Source organism: Streptomyces sp. NPDC030814, from assembly GCF_055572155.1.
The window spans coordinates 142,013-157,626 of record NZ_JBVIDX010000003.1 but is presented as its reverse complement, the minus strand read 5'-3'; the positions used below and the strand labels follow the sequence as shown (position 1 = coordinate 157,626).

The 15,614-nt window shown below is 72.1% G+C and carries 14 protein-coding genes and 1 pseudogene; 8 read left to right on the top strand and 7 right to left on the bottom strand.

The window, feature by feature from the left end:
- Nucleotides 1-56: 56 nt before the first annotated feature.
- Nucleotides 57-3,614: an AfsR/SARP family transcriptional regulator gene (locus tag ACZ43N_RS07580; RefSeq protein WP_468095735.1), complete on the bottom strand. Its 3,558-nt coding sequence runs from the start codon at nt 3,612-3,614 to the stop codon at nt 57-59.
- Nucleotides 3,615-3,818: 204 nt separating this feature from the next.
- Here ACZ43N_RS07580 and ACZ43N_RS07575 point away from each other — a divergent pair, with 204 nt between their 5' ends.
- On the top strand, nt 3,819-4,619 hold the full coding sequence (locus ACZ43N_RS07575; RefSeq protein ID WP_468095733.1) for a site-2 protease family protein: 801 nt from the start codon (nt 3,819-3,821) through the stop codon (nt 4,617-4,619).
- A gap of 63 nt (nt 4,620-4,682) precedes the next feature.
- Here the strand turns inward: ACZ43N_RS07575 and ACZ43N_RS07570 are convergent, their stop codons facing one another.
- From ACZ43N_RS07570 to ACZ43N_RS07560, 3 genes are read right to left on the bottom strand one after another with little or no spacing between them, the layout of a single operon-like run.
- A complete protein-coding gene (locus ACZ43N_RS07570; RefSeq protein ID WP_468095732.1) occupies nt 4,683-4,943 on the bottom strand; it encodes a hypothetical protein in 261 nt (86 codons plus the stop codon).
- 13 nt (nt 4,944-4,956) lie between these two features.
- Nucleotides 4,957-5,703, bottom strand: coding sequence for an NADPH-dependent F420 reductase (gene npdG, locus ACZ43N_RS07565; protein WP_468095731.1), 747 nt, complete (start codon nt 5,701-5,703; stop codon nt 4,957-4,959).
- Nucleotides 5,704-5,754: 51 nt separating this feature from the next.
- Entirely contained in the window at nt 5,755-6,867 is a 1,113-nt protein-coding gene (locus tag ACZ43N_RS07560) for a sialidase family protein (protein WP_468095730.1), read from the bottom strand.
- 224 nt (nt 6,868-7,091) lie between these two features.
- On the opposite strand from ACZ43N_RS07560, the gene ACZ43N_RS07555 reads away from it, so the two are divergent.
- Entirely contained in the window at nt 7,092-7,694 is a 603-nt protein-coding gene (locus ACZ43N_RS07555; protein WP_468095729.1) for a hypothetical protein, read from the top strand.
- A gap of 128 nt (nt 7,695-7,822) precedes the next feature.
- Entirely contained in the window at nt 7,823-9,139 is a 1,317-nt protein-coding gene (locus ACZ43N_RS07550) for an MFS transporter (protein WP_468096452.1), read from the top strand.
- Between the two features lie 150 nt (nt 9,140-9,289).
- On the opposite strand, the gene ACZ43N_RS07545 is transcribed toward ACZ43N_RS07550, so the two are convergent.
- Both ACZ43N_RS07545 and ACZ43N_RS07540 read right to left on the bottom strand, forming a co-directional pair.
- Nucleotides 9,290-9,505 (bottom strand): hypothetical protein, encoded by a 216-nt coding sequence (locus ACZ43N_RS07545; protein WP_468095727.1) that lies wholly within the window; start codon nt 9,503-9,505, stop codon nt 9,290-9,292.
- A 123-nt stretch (nt 9,506-9,628) separates the two neighbouring features.
- The gene (locus ACZ43N_RS07540; RefSeq protein WP_468095726.1) at nt 9,629-9,859 is read right to left on the bottom strand and encodes a hypothetical protein; all 231 of its coding nucleotides are present in this window, start codon (nt 9,857-9,859) and stop codon (nt 9,629-9,631) included.
- A gap of 102 nt (nt 9,860-9,961) precedes the next feature.
- On the opposite strand from ACZ43N_RS07540, the gene map reads away from it, so the two are divergent.
- Complete coding sequence (gene map, locus ACZ43N_RS07535; RefSeq protein WP_468095724.1) at nt 9,962-10,819, top strand: type I methionyl aminopeptidase; 858 nt, start codon at nt 9,962-9,964, stop codon at nt 10,817-10,819.
- A 207-nt stretch (nt 10,820-11,026) separates the two neighbouring features.
- Nucleotides 11,027-11,695 carry a biliverdin-producing heme oxygenase gene (locus tag ACZ43N_RS07530; RefSeq protein ID WP_468095723.1) on the top strand — a complete coding sequence of 223 codons (669 nt, stop codon included), beginning with the start codon at nt 11,027-11,029 and terminating at the stop codon, nt 11,693-11,695.
- Nucleotides 11,696-11,713: 18 nt separating this feature from the next.
- Here the strand turns inward: ACZ43N_RS07530 and ACZ43N_RS07525 are convergent, their stop codons facing one another.
- Nucleotides 11,714-12,358, bottom strand: coding sequence for a PhzF family phenazine biosynthesis protein (locus tag ACZ43N_RS07525; protein ID WP_468095722.1), 645 nt, complete (start codon nt 12,356-12,358; stop codon nt 11,714-11,716).
- Between the two features lie 205 nt (nt 12,359-12,563).
- On the opposite strand from ACZ43N_RS07525, the pseudogene ACZ43N_RS07520 reads away from it, so the two are divergent.
- The 3 genes and pseudogenes from ACZ43N_RS07520 to efeB all read left to right on the top strand — a co-directional run.
- Nucleotides 12,564-12,910, top strand: a pseudogene (locus ACZ43N_RS07520) (ATP-binding cassette domain-containing protein); the annotation flags it as partial.
- A gap of 196 nt (nt 12,911-13,106) precedes the next feature.
- The gene (gene efeO / locus ACZ43N_RS07515) at nt 13,107-14,258 is read left to right on the top strand and encodes an iron uptake system protein EfeO (protein WP_468095721.1); all 1,152 of its coding nucleotides are present in this window, start codon (nt 13,107-13,109) and stop codon (nt 14,256-14,258) included.
- A 23-nt stretch (nt 14,259-14,281) separates the two neighbouring features.
- Nucleotides 14,282-15,613 carry an iron uptake transporter deferrochelatase/peroxidase subunit gene (gene efeB, locus ACZ43N_RS07510; RefSeq protein ID WP_468095719.1) on the top strand — a complete coding sequence of 444 codons (1,332 nt, stop codon included), beginning with the start codon at nt 14,282-14,284 and terminating at the stop codon, nt 15,611-15,613.
- Nucleotide 15,614 lies beyond the last annotated feature (1 nt).

Sequence of the window (15,614 nt, the reverse complement as noted above, 5' to 3'; positions counted from 1 at the left end):
CCGGTGGATCATTGCCCGGGCTCACCTGCCGCGGGCGATGATCCGCCGGACAGGCCCTAGATCAGGGCGCCGGCCTCCTCCAGGGTGAGTCCGGCGCCCTCGGCGTACGCGGCCTCGTACGCCTCGTCGTCCAGCCTCGCCCGGACCTCGGCCTCCGCCTGGGCGCGCCCCTCGGTCTCCAGCGGGCTGGGGTGATGGCCGGGCGGGAGGTGCGTGTCGGAGGCGCCCAGGAGCCGGGCCGCGTCCCTGGCGCGCGTACCGCCGTCCACACCGGCGACGGCGAAGGCCGCGGTGACGAGGTGAGAGGCGGGCAGTTGGGGGGTGATCGTCAGGGCGAGCGGGTCCACGGCCTGCTCGAACGCCTCCCGGACGCGACTGCGGGCCTCGGCATGGCGTCCGGCCAGCGTCATCAGCCAGGCCTCCAGACCGCGGACGAAGCCGGCGAACAGTACGAAGTCGACGACCTCCAGCTCCTCGCGCAGTCGCGTGATGTGCCGCCACGCCTCGTCCAGGCGCCCGGTGCGGCCGTACCAGATGGCGAGGTAGAGGCGGGCCGCCGGCAGCGCTTCCCTGGGGCTGTCGTGCCGCGTCAGCACCTCCAGCAGCATCTTCTCGCCGAGTTCGGCCTCCCCGCACTCGAGGAGCGCATTGCCGAGCCGGACGCCGAGGACACCCGAGTGGGCGTTCGTGCCGATCCGTTCGGCGTGGGCGATGGCCCGCCGGTAGTCGGCTGCGGCGAGGTCGAACCGGCCGGTGCGCTCCAGGCTCATGGCGCGCGCCGAGAGCGCCTCGGCGGCGCCCCAGGCGTCCTGAAGCCGTTCGCACAGCTCCAGCGCCTCGTCGGCGTCGCGGGCGGCGTCGCCGGACCAGTCGCTGCGATTGGCGAGGATGTTGGCCCGCATGTGCAGGGCCTGGGCCAGCTCCCAGGTGTAGCCGAGGTCGCGGGCAGTCGCGATGCTCGCGTCGAGGATCTCCCGCAGACGCTCCATGTCGCCGGAGAGCAGGACGGCGTAGAACCACATGAAGCCCGGGAAGCGGCAGGTCTGCGGCTGGCCGGGGCGGTAGGTGTCCCGGATGACCTGGAGCTTCTCCTGCCCCTCGGGGGTCTCCCAGGCGGTGATCTCCATGTCCATGCAGGCGAGATGGATGAGATGGAGCGCCCGGCGGGCCTCGTCGAGCACCTCGGGGCGCATCGGCGGCGGGCTGTCGGTGAGGCCCTCGCGGACGTCGGGGACGGGGCGCGCCGGCGGGGCGAACGGGTTGGGGCCGAGCGCCATGACCTGGGCGGCCCAGTGCCGGGCCTCGGTCTTCAGGTCCCGCATCTGCCAGTACCAGGCCAGCGACAGCGTCAGGCAGAGCGCCTCCTGCTCGTCGCGTTCGGCGATGGCGTGCCGCAGGGCGGTGCGGAGGTTCTCGTACTCCAGCTCCAGCAGTTCGTTCGCCCGGCGCTGGCCGGGGCCGCGCAGCAACGGGTCGGTGGCGCGGGCGAGTTCGCGGTAGTAGGTGCGGTGGGCGCGCTCGGCGGCGGAGCGGGTGCCGGCCTCGGCGAGGCGGGCGCCGGCGTACTCGGCGACGGTCTCCAGAAGCCGGTAGCGCATCTCGCCGTCGGCGGTGGGGGCCGCGACCACCAGGGACTTGTCGACGAGGGAGCCGAGCGCCTCCAGCGCGGCAGGGCCGCAGACGGCCTCCGCGGCGGTGAGGTCGCAGCCGCCGGCGAAGACGGACAGCCGTCGCAGGACGTCCCGCTCCTCCTCGTCGAGGAGTTCCCAGGACCAGTCGACGACCGCGCGCAGGGTCTGCTGGCGGGGCAGGACGGTGCGGCTTCCGGAGGTGAGCAGCCGGAAGCGGTCGTCGAGCCGGTCGGCGATCTGGCGCGGCGTCAGCATGCGCAGTCGTGCCGCCGCGAGTTCGATCGCGAGGGGGAGACCGTCGAGGCGGCGGCAGATCTCGGCGGCGGCCGCCGGGTCGTCGGTGACGGTGAAACCGGGCCGGGCGGCGGCACCCCGGTCGGCGAGCAGCCGCAGGGCGTGGGGCTGTTCGAGGGGTTCCACCGGGCGCACCAACTCCCCCGGTATGCCGAGGGGTTCGCGGCTGGTGGCCAGTACGGTCAGTCCCGGGCAGTGCTGGAGGAGATGCTCGACGAGGTGGGCGGCGGCGGCCACGACGTGTTCGCAGTTGTCGAGGATGAGCAGCATCCGGCGTCTGGCGCAGTGCTCGGTGAGGCGGCCCAGGGGGTCGTCGTGGCGGTCGGAGACCGCGCGCATCTCCTCGGCGCCGGCGCCGCGCAGGACGGTCTCGCGGGCGCCGAGGGCGGTGACGACGGCCTCCGGCACGTCGGCCGGGTCGTCGACGGGGGCGAGTTCGGCGAGCCAGACGCCGTCGGGAGCGGACGCCGCGACCGCCTCGCCGGCCTCCTGGGAGAGACGGGTCTTCCCGGCGCCGCCGGGGCCGAGAAGGGTGACCAGGCGGGCGGTGGTCAGGTCCGTGCGGATGGTGTCGATGTCGGTGTCCCGCCCCACGAAGGAGGTGAGACGGGCCCGGAGGTTGCCTCGCGGGCGGATGGGGTCGGGGTGCGACGGGCTCGACGACGACTGCGACGGCTGCGGCTGCGGTTGATGGGCCTGCGGCGGATGCGGCTGCCGGGCCTGCGGGGCGACCGGCTGCCCACCAAGGTTCCCGCCCCTGCCGTCCGTGCCCGTTCCCGCCCCCTGCGGCCGTCGCGCGAGGCCCGGCAGGGTGGGTCGGCCGGGTCGGCCGTCCGCGGACGGCTGGACGGGGTGGGGGTCCTCGGGTCGCCGCACGGGTCGGCCGACGGCGGATGGCTGCGGGGTTTGCCGACCCGTGGGCTCGCCCTCGAACACCGGACGGGGTGCGGTCGTCGTGCCGTCGGCATGCAGCAGTTCCTCGTGCAGGGCGCGGAGTTCGGGGCCCGGGTCCGTGCCGAGGCGGTGGGCCAGCAGGCGGCGTATGGCGTCGTACGCCGCAAGAGCCTCCGCCGGGCGGCCCGTGTCGCGCAGGGCACGCAGCCGGAGGCACTGGAGGGGCTCGTCGAGGGGGTGGGTGTCGCAGAGGGCGGTGAGTTCGGGGAGAGCGGTCTCGGCGCGGCCGAGGGCGAGCGCGGCGGTGAGGCGGGCGCGCTGCGCGTCGAGGCGGCGGGTCTCCCAGCGGGCGGCCTCGGCGGTGCGGTCCGGGAGGTCGGCCAGGGGCGGGTCCTGCCAGAGGGCGAGGGCGTCGTCGAGGACCACGGCCGCCTTGGCGGGGTCGCCGTCGGCCAGCGCGCGGGCGCCCTCCGCGGCAAGGCGGTCGAAGCGGTGCAGGTCGATGTCGTCGGGGGCCGCGGTGAGGCGGTAGCCGCCGTGCGCCGACACGACCGCGTCCGGGCCGAGCGCCCGGCGCAGCCGGCCCACCAGCGCCTGGAGCGCGCCGCTCGCGTCGGCGGGCGGATCACCGGCCCACACTTCGTCGACCAGCGTGGACGCGGTGACCGTACGGCCCGGGCGCAGCGCGAGCACGGTCAGCAGGGCGCGCAGCCGGGCGCCACCGACCGGGACCGGGGTGCCGTCGGCGTGCGATGCCTGAGTGGTGCCGAGGATGCGGTAGCGCACGGGGTCCATTGTCTCCGTCGGATCGGTGCCGGTGGCTGGTCCGTCGCGGGGAACGGCCGGGACTGCCCCCGACCGTCGACCGTACGTCCCCCGCCTTCATGTCTCCCACCTTCCTAGGAACCAGGAGGCGACCGCGAGACGTTTTCGCCTTGCGCCCGGTACGGTCGGGCAGTCCGCACGAGTGATCGACACGTCCACGAGCCTAGGAGCACCATGACCACCGCCGCGTCCCGCCGGAGCGACCGGAGGATCAGCCCCGTCTTCGTGGGGATCGTGGCCGTCATGGCGGTCACGGGCTGGGCCACCTGGACCGGGTTCGCCGAGCAGCCCGGTCTCGCCGTCTTCCTGTTCGTGACGTCGGCGTGGATCGTCTCCCTGTGTCTGCACGAGTACGCCCACGCCCGCACCGCCCTGCACAGCGGAGACATCTCCATAGGCGCGAAGGGCTATCTCACGCTCAACCCGCTGAAGTACACGCACGCCCTGCTCAGCATCGTGCTGCCGGTCGTGTTCGTCATCATGGGCGGTATCGGTCTGCCGGGCGGCGCCGTGTTCATCGAGCGGAACCGTATCCAGGGCCGCTGGAAGCACAGCCTGATCTCGGCATCCGGCCCGCTGACGAACGTGCTGTTCGCGGCGGTCTGCACGGCGCCGTTCTGGCTGGGGGTGACGGACGGGGTGCCGGCGGCCTTCCGGTTCGCCCTCGCCTTCCTGGCGATGCTCCAGGTCACGGCGGCGATCCTGAACTTCCTGCCGGTGCCGGGCCTCGACGGCTACGGCGTCATCGAGCCTTGGCTGTCGTACAGGATCCGCCGCCAGGTGGAGCCGCTCGCCCCCTTCGGGCTTCTGCTGGTCTTCGCGGTGCTGTGGATCCCGGCGGTGAACGGCGTGTTCTGGGACGTGATCGACGCGTTCATGCGGGGCCTCGGCATCGAGGACCAGCTCTCCGACTGCGGTTACTGGCTCTACCGCTTCTGGCGCGAGGACAGCGACGTGTGCCTCACCGGTCTGTGACGGACGGGCGGGAGGCCGGAGGCAGGACGGCGACAGCCGGAGGCAGGGGGCGGGGGCGGGGCCTCAGCTCGTGGCGGACTGCCGCTCCGCCTTCGCACGGCGCACGTAGTACCAGGTCATGTTGGACGACAGCCCGGCCATCAGCACCCACACCACACCCAGCCAGCTGCCCCGGGCGAAGGACACCACGGCCGCGGTGATCGCGAGCAGACAGACGACGAGGGCGTACACGGCGAGGCGGGGCATGGGGGTCTGCTCCTGACAGGGCGGTCGGACGAGGCGGTACGACGTGGTCGTGGTCGTACGGCGTCCAGTGTCCCCCATGCCCGGCGGCGGCTCACACGTCGGTCAGGCGGATCCCGGCGTGCGCCTTGTAGCGGCGGTTCACCGAGATCAGGTTGGCGACCAGCGCCTCGACCTGATGGGCATTGCGCAGCCGACCCGCGAAGATGCCGCGCATCCCGGGGATACGGCCCGCCAGCGCCTGGACGATCTCGACATCGGCCCGGATCTCGCCGAGCACCATCACATCGGTGTCGATCTCCTCGATCTCCGGGTCCTCCAGGAGGACGGCGGACAGGTGGTGGAAGGCGGCGGTCACCCGGGAGTCCGGCAGCAGGGCGGCGGCCTGCTCGGCGGCGCTGCCCTCCTCGGGCTTCAGCGCGTAGGCGCCCTTCTTGTCGAAGCCGAGCGGGTTGACGCAGTCGACGACGAGCTTGCCGGCCAGCTCCTCGCGCAGGGACTCCAGGGTCTTGGCGTGCCCGTCCCACGGCACCGCGACGATCACGATGTCGCTGCGGCGCGCGGTCTCGGCGTTGTCGGCGCCCTCCACTCCGTGGCCGAGCTCCTCGGCGGCGGCCCGGGCGCGGTCGGCGGCCCGCGAACCGATGATCACCTTCTGCCCGGCCTTGGCGAGGCGGTACGCGAGCCCCTTGCCCTGCGGCCCGGTGCCCCCGAGCACGCCGACGACGAGCCCGGAGACATCGGGGAGGTCCCAGGGGTCCTTGGCCGGGGCCTTGGCGGGCGCCGCGCCGACGGCGTCGGGGGTGCCAGGGGTCGTCTGTGCACTGTCAGTAGAGGTCATGGGCTGACTTTACGTGCGCGGTCACGGCGGGAGCGGGTCAGGTGGGCGCGGTCACATGAGGGTGGTGACGGGGATCCTGCGGAACGTGATCGTCTCGTACGCGCTGAAGTCGCCCGTCTCGTGGAGGAGCCCGACCGTGTGCTCGTCGACGCGGACGAGGTCGGAGTAGGCGGCGGGCAGCCCGTCGACGGTGTGGGCGACCCGCCAGGTCGTGCCGTGGTCCGTGCTGGCCCGTACGGTCATCAGGGCGCGGAATCCAGGGTCGGCCGGGCCGGAGTAGAGGAGCAGGTCGGGGTCGCGGAGCTGGAGGAGACTGCCCTCGACGACGGGGCCGACGAGGCCCGCCTGCGGCCGGAACGGCTTGGTCAGGCTCTCACCGCCGTCGTCGGAGTACGCGTCGGCGCGGGTGCCGGGGGACGGGGAGTCGTTGCGGGTGTTGAAGTAGACGCGCCCGTCGGGGAGTTCGGCGGCGGTGGTCTCGTTGACGTTGACGTAGCCGTCGGTGTTGTCGTCGACGTAGCCGATCCGCCAGGTCTCGCCGCGGTCGTCGCTGATCAGGCAGTGGCCGCCGTTGTACTTGCCCTCCGTGCCGTTGTCGGTGCCCGTCGGCGGGAGGGAGTGGTTGGCGGGGACGACGACGCGGCCGGTGCTCAGCTGGAGGGCATGACCGGGGGTGGTGGCGTACCACCGCCACTCCCGCTTCTTCGTGTCCTCGGTGATCTCCCGGGGACTCGACCAGGTCTGCCCCTCGTCGTCGCTGTGCCGTACCCACACGCGCCGCCCGTCCGCCGCGCTCACGGTGCCCCGGCGGATGGCGTCCTCGGTGGCGGGCGCGGCGTTCCGGACGTGGATCAGCAGGATCCGGCCGGTGTCCAGGACCACTGGGGCGGGGTTGCCCGCGAGTCCGTCCCCGTTCTCGGCGGCGACCCGCAGCGGGCCCCAGCTCCGGCCGCCGTCCGTCGACCGCTTCACCACGATGTCGATGTTCCCGAAGTCCTCCCGACCGCCGACCCGCCCCTCGCAGAAGGCCAGCAGAGCGCCGGACGCCGTGCGCACGACCGCCGGGATACGGAAGCTGGCGTAGCCTTCGCGGCCGGCACGGAAGGGGGTGCTGGTCTCGGGGCTGCGGGTCGCGGGGGCGGTGGTCTCGGCCGTGGGGGGCATACGGGCTCCTTGAGGGTGAGCGGCTCGGGGTCGGGTACGGGATGCCGTCGGGTCGGGGTGTCGTCGAGGCAGGGATGTCGTCGAGGCGGGATGTCGTCGAGGCAGAGATGTCGTCGGTGCGGGACTCGGGTGGGCGGGTTCTGACTCGGCGTGCGTGCCCGGCTCGGGCTAATTCGGGGTGAACACCGGGTCACGAGTGGCTCGTTGCGGCACGATGCTGGCGCATGGATGCCCTACGGGTCGCGTTGTTGCGCGAGGTGCTCGCCGGGACCGAGTGGCCGGGGGCCACACGGCGGTTCGCGGGGGCGCTGCGGAGGTCCGTGGTGTCGTACGGAGGTGGCCTGCTGCTCGTCGGCACCGCCGAGTACGAGCCGTGGCACCTCGCGGCGCACCTGATGGACGAAGCCGCCTGGTCCGGAACCCCGGAGCTGTCCCCCACCCTCGTACGGCATGCCGCGCTCCCCTCCGATCCGGCGCATCTGGCGGTCGGGCTGGGCCGGGTGTCGGCGGCCCGCCGGGGCGAGACGCTGCTCGTGGTGGCGCCCTCCGCGCCGGGCGCCGGCCTGCTGGAACGGGTCGACGACGCGCGGCGGGCCGGGGCCACGGTCCTCGCGCTGGACACCGGCGACCGGGAACTGGCCGCGATCGCCCACGAGTCGCTGGCGGCGCCGGACCGGCGGGAGATCGACCTCGACACCGTGCAGCACCTGGTCAGCGCGGCGGCCGGGGAGAGCGCGGTTCTCCTGCGGAGGGGGCGGGGCCGGTTGCGTGACCGTCTGTCCCGGCTGGCGGACCAGCTGACGTCACCGCCACCGGTCCGTTGGTGACGGGAGGCGGGGCCGGGAAAACCGGTTGCTCTCGGGGGTGGCGCGGCTGAGCATGAGGCGACGTGAGTAGACCCGATGACGATGAGTGCGCCTCCGCGGACGACTCGACGACGCGTTCAGCGGCGGCCGTGCCCGCCTCGTCGCCTTCACCTTCCCCCTCGGCCTCGTGGCTGGTCGCTTTGCTTCCCGATCTCGCTCCCTGGCGGGTGTCCGTGGATTTCCGGCGGCTGTGGGTGGCCGGGCTGATCACCAACTTCGGGAGCTTTCTGACCTTCGTCGCGCTGCCGGTGCAGATGAAGGAGCTGACGGGGTCGGTGGCGGCGGTCGGGGCCATCGGGGCCGTGGAACTCGTACCGCTGATCGTCTTCGGGCTCTACGGCGGGGCCCTCGCGGACGCCCTCGACAAGCGGACGCTGATCGTGTGGAGCGAGGCCGGGCAGGGGCTGCTGTGCGCGGGGCTCCTGGTGAACGCGTTGCTTCCCGAGCCGCTGGTGTGGCCGTTGTATCTCGTCGCCGCGCTCTCCTCCGCGCTGGTCGCGGTGCAACGGCCGGCCCTGGACTCCATCGTCCCCCGGATCGTCCCGCACGAACACCTGCCGGCCGCCGCCTCCCTCAACTCACTGCGGTGGACCGTCGGCGGGGTCGCCGCGCCCGCCCTGGCCGGCGTGGTCGTCGCGTACGCCGGGCTCGGCTGGGCGTACGCGGCGGATCTCGCGACATTCGTCGTCTCCGTCGCGCTGGCCGTGGGGCTCGCGCCCTCCCCCGCCTCGCACGAGGCCGCGAAGCCGTCGGTGCGGTCGATCGCGGAGGGGGCGCGTTACGCGTGGAGCAGGAAGGAGCTGCTCGGTACGTACGCGGTCGATCTCGCCGCCATGTTCCTCGCGATGCCGCTGGCCGTACTGCCGTTCCTCGCGGACGAGTTGGACGCGGAGTGGTCGCTGGGGCTGATGTACGCGGCGTTGCCCGCGGGGGCGTTGCTGGTGACGTTGACGAGCGGGTGGACGTCTCGGGTGCATCGGCACGGGCGGATGGTGGTGCTGGCGGCGGCGCTGTGGGGGTTGTCCGTGGTGGCGGCGGGGGTGGCGCGTGAGGTGTGGCTGGTGTTGGCGTTCCTAGTGGTGGGCGGGGCGTTCGACATGATCAGCGGGATCTTCCGGGCGGCCATGTGGAACCAGACAATCCCGGACGAGTTGCGTGGGCGGCTCGCCGGGATCGAGCTGTTGTCGTACTCCGTGGGGCCTCAGCTGGGGCAGGTGCGGGCGGGGACGATGGCCGCGTTGACCTCGGTGCGGGCGTCCGTGTGGGCGGGTGGGGTGTTGTGCGTGGCCGCGGTCGGGATGTTGGCGGTGTGCCTGCCGAAGCTGATGACGTACGACGTGCGGACGAACGAGCATGCGCGGCGGCTCCGTGAGGGGCGGGCCCTGGCCCACCCGCCCGGCCCGTGACCCGCGTCACGGATTTACCCCGCCCCGCACTCCAGGCACTCCAGGCACTCCAGGCACTCAAGGCACTCAAGGCACTCCACGGTCACACGCGCGGGTCTCCCCCGGGGGCCGAGCGCCGTCGGCGGCCGCGGATCATCGGGAGTGGGAGCGTTACGGGGTCCACCTGTCGGGGCCTCCGCCTCGCCATTCGATCAGGGCGGACTGGGCCACGTACGTTTCGTCGGCATCCTCGATGCCCGCGCGGCGGAGGAACTCGCCGATGTCCTTGAGGCCGTACGCGCGACCCAGGATCTCGCCGTCCACGCGCACGCGGCGGCCGCCGTCCTCGTCGGGCGGGTACACGACCACGGGCATCGCAGAAGCCATACCGTCAGCGTCGCCCAAGCCGGGGCGGAGCGCACCCCCACCGGTACGGCGGATTCCCGTCCGGAGCGGTGGGGGCGCCCGCGGGGAGCGGCGCCGCCCCACCCCGCCCGGCCGGCGCGACGCTCAGGCGTCGGGGCCGTCGCCGGCCGGGGCGTCGTGCCAGCGCGGGTCGTTCTCCCATTCGACGTTGCGTTCGCGGGCCGTCTCCATCGCTCGGGTGGCCTCCTCACGGCTGACGTAGGGACCCATGCGGTCCTTGCCGGGGCAGTCCGGGCCCTCCTCCACCTTCTTGTGCTCCAGGCAGTAGAACCACTCGCCGGGCTTGCCGACCGTGCGTCGCTTGAACAGGGGCATGGCTCGAACTCCTTTCACCAGTGACCGGTCACCGCTCCCCACCGATCGCGGCCGATCCGCCACGGACATGGTCCCCCACCACCGCTGGTTAAACTCGCTGGCATGTCTGGCCAGTCGCTGCTCGCACCGGGGAAGCTCTCCCCCGCCCGCTCCGTCCCGGGGCACATCCGCCGCCCCGAGTACGTGGGCAGGCCCTCCCCCACCCCGTACACCGGCCCGGAGGTGCAGACGCCCGAGACGATCGAGGCGATGCGGATCGCCGGGCGGATCGCGGCCCGGGCGATGGCCGAGGCCGCCAAGCACATCGCCCCCGGCGTCACCACCGACGAGTTGGACCGCGTCGCCCACGAGTACATGTGCGACCACGGGGCCTACCCCTCCACCCTCGGCTACCGCGGCTTCCCCAAGTCGCTGTGCACTTCCGTCAACGAGGTCATCTGCCACGGCATCCCGGACTCGACCGTGCTGCGTGACGGCGACATCGTCAACCTCGACGTGACGGCGTACATCGGCGGCGTCCACGGCGACAACAACGCCACCTACCTCGTGGGCGACGTCGACGACGAGTCGAAGCTGCTCGTCGAGCGGACCCGGGAGTCCCTCGCCCGCGCCATCAAGGCCGTCAAGCCGGGGCGGCAGATCAACATCATCGGGCGGGTCATCGAGTCGTACGCCAAGCGGTTCGGGTACGGCGTGGTGCGCGACTTCACCGGGCACGGGATCAACTCGTCGTTCCACTCCGGGCTGATCATCCCGCACTACGACTCCCCGCACGCGACGACCGTGATGCAGCCCGGAATGACCTTCACGATCGAGCCGATGCTCACCCTCGGATCGTACGACTACGACATGTGGGACGACGGCTGGACGGTCGTGACCAAGGACCGCAAGCGCACGGCCCAGTTCGAGCACACGCTGGTCGTGACGGAGACGGGGGCGGAGATCCTCACCCTCCCGTAGCCGCCGGAATCCCCGCAAGGACCCGCCTTCAGGCCCCTCTCGGCCGCGAGGCGGGTTTTTTCGTGGTCGCGCTCATTTCATGTGGGAGTCGTGATGATCCGGGGTACCGTTTTTACCGACAGGGAGTCGGGAACCTGTTGACTTAGGTAAACCTAACCATGAAACTGAGTGCAGCTTCTCGTCTCCCCCCAGGCATCGGAGGCCTCCATGAACGCGTCGGTCACCTCGGACACGGCGTTCTCCACGCTCATCCGCACGGCGTCGCACGAGCAGCACACCGAGGCGGAGACCACGACGTTCATGGGCGACATGCTCGGCGGCAAACTCGGCGTCGAGGCGTACACGCGCTACACCGAGCAGCTGTGGTTCGTGTACGAGGCACTGGAGAGCGGCGCGCGGGCGCTGGTCGACGACCCGGTCGCCGGGCCCTTCATCCAGCCGGAGCTGATGCGGCTGGCCGCGCTGGAGCGGGACCTGGCGCATCTGCGCGGTCCGCGCTGGCGCTCGGCACTCTCGGCACTGCCGGCCACCGAGGAGTACGCGGCGCGGGTGGCCGAGTGTGCGCGCAGCTGGCCGGGAGGTTATGTGGCCCACCACTACACGCGGTATCTCGGCGACCTCTCCGGCGGGCAGATCATCCGCGACCGCGCCGAGAAGACATGGGGCTTCGAACGGAAGGGCGACGGCGTCCGGTTCTATGTGTTCGAGGACATCGCCAATCCGGCCGCGTTCAAGCGGGGGTACCGCGAGCTGCTGGACCGGGTGCGGGCGGACGATCTGGAGAAGCAGCGGATCGTGAGCGAGTGCAAGCGGGCGTTCGCCCTGAACACCGCGGTGTTCCTGGCGCTGGGCGAGGAGTTCCCGCTCTCCGCCTGAGGGATCGGCGGGAGTTCCTCACCGCTCCAGGAACACCCTGCCCCCGACCTCCACCCACCCGTGCGGCTGCGGGGCCGTCAGGAGCTGGGAGCCCGCGCCCTGGGTGATGTTGAGGGCGCGGCCCAGCTGGGCGGTGAGCTGGAGGGCCGCCGCCCCGGTGGCCTCGTCCTCTTCTATGCCGTCGTCGCGGCCCGGGAAGGCGCGGGCGCGGACACGGCCGGCGGCCTCGTCCTCCCAGGCCCAGGCGTAGATCCACTCGCCGGGCGGCGGGACCGTCAGATCGTCGACCTCGGCGGCGGTGCCGTACTGCCGGAGCGTGCGGGGCGGTGCCCATTCCGGCAGGGCCTCGATCCAGCTGAACTCGCCGTCCAGCCGGGTGCCCACCAGACCGGCGGGGGTGACCAGTTCGGGCACGTCGAGGAGCCAGGCCGTGCCGACGCAGGGGTGGCCGGCGAACGGCAGGCGCAGCGTGGGGGTGTAGATGTCGATGACACCACGCTCGGGGTCGTCCACGAACACGGTCTCGCTGAAGCCGAGTTTGGCGGCGAACGCCTGGCGGTCGGCGCGGTCGGGCATCACGGAGCCCTCGCGGACGACGCCCAGTTCGTTGCCGTATCCGCCGCCGGGCCCGCAGAACACCCGCAGCACATCGAAGTCGGTCACATGCGGAATTGAAGCATCCCGCGGGCCGTGCGGTCGCCTCGGACTCCCACATGGGTAAGGCTCACCTAAGTGAGACCGGCCGGGATGAGCGAGCAGGCCGGGCCATCGGACGGGGAGACCAAATGGCCATACTGGGCAGGTCGGTTGGGCTGGAGAGAGCCGGCGGGCCGGCGCCCGGCAGGGCCGGGGGCACCGCAACCGCCGACGTGGCCGGGCGGCGGCGGGTACCCCTTCTGCTCACCGTGGGCCCCGCGGCCTGCTGGACGAACCGACCGCCGCACTGGACCTGCGCCATCAGCAGCCGGTGCTGCGGGTGCGCCGGGAGCGGGCGCGGGCCGGTGACGCTGCGGTCGTCGTCCCGACACGGTCCGGGGCCGGCTGTGGCGCACACGGACCGGGCGGCGATCCTGCGGGACGGGCGGATCGCTGCGGCCGGGCCTCCGGGCGAGGTGTTGGAGGAAGCGTTGCTGTCGGAGGTCTACCGGCAGCCCGGTGGTGCTCCCGCGGCCCCGGACCGGTGATGCCTTGATCACACCGAAACGGGGTTCTTGACCGCGGAATGGGAAACTTGACCGGCTCTTGACCGGATGATGGGGCCTGTTTTTGGCCACCGTGATCGGTCCGTGCTCGTACGGGCCCAGGGCGGCGGGCTTCACTGGAGGCACGGAATTTGGTGAGGTAAGCCTCAGATAACTTGGGGCAGCCTCACCTTATCTGTGTGTCCCCTGTGTCCTCTCTTGGAGCCGAAATGCGCCCCCTCAGACTGTCCTTCGTCACCGCCGCCACGACCGTCGCGGCCCTGACCGCCGTCACGGGCTGCACCGAGAAGAGCAGCGCGGGCGCGGACGGGGTCGTCGCGGTGACCGCGACCGACACCAAGTGCGAGCTGTCGAAGAAGGAGTTCCCGGCCGGGCACGTCGAGCTGCAGATCGAGAACAAGGGCTCGAAGGTCACCGAGGTCTACCTCCTCTTCCCGGACGACCGCGTCGTCACCGAGCGGGAGAACATCGGCCCGGGCACCAAGCAGAAGGTCACCGCCGAGGTGAAGGCGGGCGACTACCGGATCGCGTGCAAGCCGGGCATGAAGGGCGACGGCATACGCCAGGACGTCACCGCGACCGGTTCCGGCAAGGTGGCCAAGCGCGACCCGCGTCTGGACGAGGCCGTGGCCTCGTACCGCAAGTACGTACAGACGCAGGCCAATGAGACGATCCCGCTGGTGAAGGTGTTCGCCGAGGCCGTCAAGAAGGGTGACGTCGAGGCGGCGAAGAAGGCGTACGCGCCCTCCCGTATCGGCTGGGAGCGCACCGAGCCGGTCGCCGAGTCCTTCGGTGACATCGACCCGAAGGTCGATGTCCGCGAGGACGGTCTGGACGAGGGCCAGGACCCGGAGAAGGACTGGACCGGCTGGCACCGTCTGGAGCGCTCGCTGTGGAAGGACGGCAAGCTCACCGACCGTGACTCCGAGCTCGCCGACCAGCTGGTGACGGACCTGGTGGACTGGCGCAAGCGGGTCGGCAAGGCGGAGATCACCCCGACCTCCATGGCCAACGGGGCCAAGGAACTCCTCGACGAGGTCGCCACCGGCAAGGTGACCGGCGAGGAGGAGCGCTACTCGCACACCGACCTGGTCGACTTCAAGGCGAACGTCGAGGGCGCCGAGGAGTCGTACAAGCTGCTGAAGTCCGTCGCCACCGAGAACGACCCGGAGCTGACGAAGGAACTCGACAAGCAGTTCACGGCGCTGAACACGCTGCTCGACAAGTACCGCGAGGACAAGACGGGATACGACTTCGTCTCCTACGACAAGGTCAGCGAGGCCGAGCAGAACAAGCTGTCGGACGCGGTGAACGCGCTCGCGGAGCCGCTCTCGCAGCTCGCCGCGGCGGTCGTGAAGTAGGCGACGGAAGAGGGTCGGCAGTCATGACGGACACCAACGGGAACACCACCGACAGCGCGGGCGGGAAGACCACCGGCGACACCGCGGGGAGCGCCGCCGCGTCCGCCGGTGACGGCTCGCGCGCACCGTCGCGCCGTGCGCTGATCGGCTGGGGCGGGGCCGGCCTCGCGCTCGGCGCCGCCGTAGCCGGGGGCGCCGTGGCCGTGGCCCGGCCCGGCGAGGACACCGGGCGGACGGTGACCGCGGCCGGCGGTCCCATCGCCTTCCACGGCGAGCACCAGGCCGGTATCGCGACGCCGGTGCAGGACCGGCTGCACTTCGCCGCGTTCGACGTGGAGACGGACGACCGCGAGGCGTTCGTGGCGATGTTGAAGGACTGGACGGAGGCCGCGCGCCGGATGACCGCGGGAAAGGCGGTCGGTGACGGCGCGTACGGCGGTCTCGCGGAGGCGCCGCCGGACGACACCGGGGAGGCGCTGGGGCTGAAGCCGTCCCGGCTGACGCTCACCATCGGCTTCGGGCCCTCCCTGTTCGAACGGTTCGGGCTGGCGAAGCAGCGGCCCGAGGCCCTGGTGGACCTTCCGCAGTTCGCCGGCGACAACCTGGACCGGGCCCGCAGCGGCGGCGACCTGTGCGTGCAGGCGTGCGCGGACGATCCGCAGGTCGCGGTGCACGCCATCCGCAACCTCGCCCGCCTCGGCTTCGGCAAGGTGTCGGTGCGCTGGTCGCAGCTCGGCTTCGGCAAGACCTCGTCGACCACGCCGGAGGCGCAGACCCCGCGCAACCTCATGGGGTTCAAGGACGGCACCCGCAACATTGCGGGCACGGAGACCGCCCGGCTGAAGAAGCACGTGTGGGTCGACGAGAAGGACGGGCCCGCCTGGATGGCCGGCGGCTCGTACCTGGTGGCCCGGCGCATCCGTATGCACATCGAGCCCTGGGACCGGACCTCGCTGCAGGAGCAGGAGGACATCTTCGGCCGCGACAAGGGCGAGGGCGCGCCCGTCGGCAAGGCGAAGGAGCGGGACAAGCCGTTCCTGAAGGCGATGAAGCCCGACGCGCACGTACGGCTCGCGCACCCGGACTCCAACGACGGGGCGACGATCCTGCGCCGCGGCTACTCCTTCACCGACGGCACCGACGGCCTCGGCCGGCTGGACGCGGGGCTGTTCTTCCTGGCGTACCAGCGGGACGTGCGCAAGGGGTTCATCCCGATCCAGCGCAACCTGGCCACGGACGCGCTCAACGAGTACATCCAGCACGTGGGTTCGGCGATCTTCGCCGTCCCGCCGGGCGTCCGGGACGCGGACGACTGGTGGGGACGGGCGCTGTTCTCCGCGACGACGGAGGGCTGAC